The organism is Methanothermococcus thermolithotrophicus DSM 2095 (genome assembly GCF_000376965.1).
Classification (GTDB): Archaea; AGJL01; Methanococci; order Methanococcales; family Methanococcaceae; genus Methanothermococcus; species Methanothermococcus thermolithotrophicus.
Map to the genome: position 1 here is coordinate 1 of NZ_AQXV01000004.1, position 1781 is coordinate 1781.

Consider the following 1781-nt stretch of genomic DNA (forward strand, 5'->3'; position numbering starts at 1 on the left):
AAAAAGGAGCACCTTTTAGCAGGAGTAAAACCCTTTTCAATTTTAAAATCTTCTGTAATTTTATACTCCATTTTAACAAATGAAAACCGCCAGTCATCGAGCTCATCGCCATAAAATGCAACTATTGCAGCGTCCTTATTTGCATTTTCAAGCCATTTTGCAATAAGGTTCCGCTGCATAGTCCTTGATCTATCCCTATACTTGTTTTTCTTTAATTTTACAGATAAAATATCTATTGTTTTATTGGAGCTATCCTTATATGTGCCGTAATACTTAAGATAGTCGGCATATTCACTATATTCTTTCCACAGGTATTCCTTAGGAGATTCTTTTAAAAAACTACTATCCCCAAACATTTCAACAACAAAATCTAAATACCTATCCTCATTAAACTCTCCCCCAAAAGTTTTTTCAACAAGTTTTACGGCATTTTTTCTATCCATTGGTTCCACCTATTAACTACTCAAAAAAGTTTTATTTAAGTTCCTCATACCTACTAACCGATTAAATCTATTTTTGGAATCAATATATATTCAAATTGTTAAATGTGTTATATACTTATTTTTAATTTCTTTTATTTCTTTATTTTTAAGTCCCTTCTGGTTTATATAACAAATATGTTTATTATTTTTTCCAATAATAGTTATTTTTAATGGTTTTTTATTATGCTCCACATAAACTATTAGTTTATTATTGTTATCATTAAACTTACAGCTCATAACTTTTTTAACCATTAATTTATTATTTATGATTATATTTTCCAACTTTCCAACTTTCTTTGATGAAGTTATAACCATTTTAGTTTTTACCCTTCTTTTGACTGTATTGTCTTTCTTTAAAGTTGATGACTGTTTTTCACACTTATGCTCATTAATATATAGTGTCCCATTTTTCCACTTTGCATTTTTAAGAATAAATAATGCAAAGTCTTTATTACTCATTTTCATTTTGTATTTTTTGTAAGAGTATGTATTCGTAATCCCGCCTTTATCATGTACCCAAATATTCATGTATGATATCTTCCTACCGATAGTTTTCAGTATTGTATCTAAAATTTGCTTTTGATGATTATCAAGTGACATATGTTCATAATTTAGCAACATATTTTTTAGTTCATCTGTCTGAGACTTAAGAATCTTATATATGATCTCAATTTGACCATCTGGACAATATAAGTCTTTATATTTTAGTAACAATTTATTAAATTGGTTTTTTTCAATGCGTTCCTTTTCAATTTCTGATTCTGTTTTATCCAAATATATTATATTTTTCCCCACATACTTCATATTTTTAAAGATACACAAAATTAATTCTTCATCCGACAATAACATTCTCAATTTAAAATCAGAGATGGGTATATAATTACAGTTGTTTTTGTACTTAATTAAGAAACGTTTAATGTTTTTACTTGTGGTTTTCAATAGTTTATCTAAAATATTTTTTTGATGATTATCAAGTGGCAAACGCCCATAATCTAACATTATATGTTTTAAGTCCATTATTTGTGATTCTTCAATTTTTAAGTTATGAGTATTACCCGAAAATAAATTTTCATACTTTCTTAAAAACTCATCAGATATATTTTCAACATTGAAAGCGTTTTCAATTTCTTCCAAAGCAGGGTTATTTTCATTTACTATCAATCTTAAAAAATTTTTTTTGCATGTATAGTTTGCCCCATTTTTCCCAACTAAAAAGGAGCACCTTTTAGCAGGAGTAAAACCCTTTTCAATTTTAAAATCTTCTGTAATTTTATACTCCATTTTAACAAATGAAAACCG

Annotated in this window: 1 protein-coding gene and 1 pseudogene; both read right to left on the reverse strand. The window is 27.0% G+C overall.

Annotated elements, in window-relative coordinates:
- Positions 1-443: pseudogene (locus F555_RS08775) on the reverse strand (hypothetical protein); the annotation flags it as partial.
- 90 nt (positions 444-533) lie between these two features.
- Positions 534-1781 (reverse strand): hypothetical protein (locus F555_RS09470; RefSeq protein WP_169330641.1); only part of this gene is annotated, 1248 nt, incomplete at its 5' end.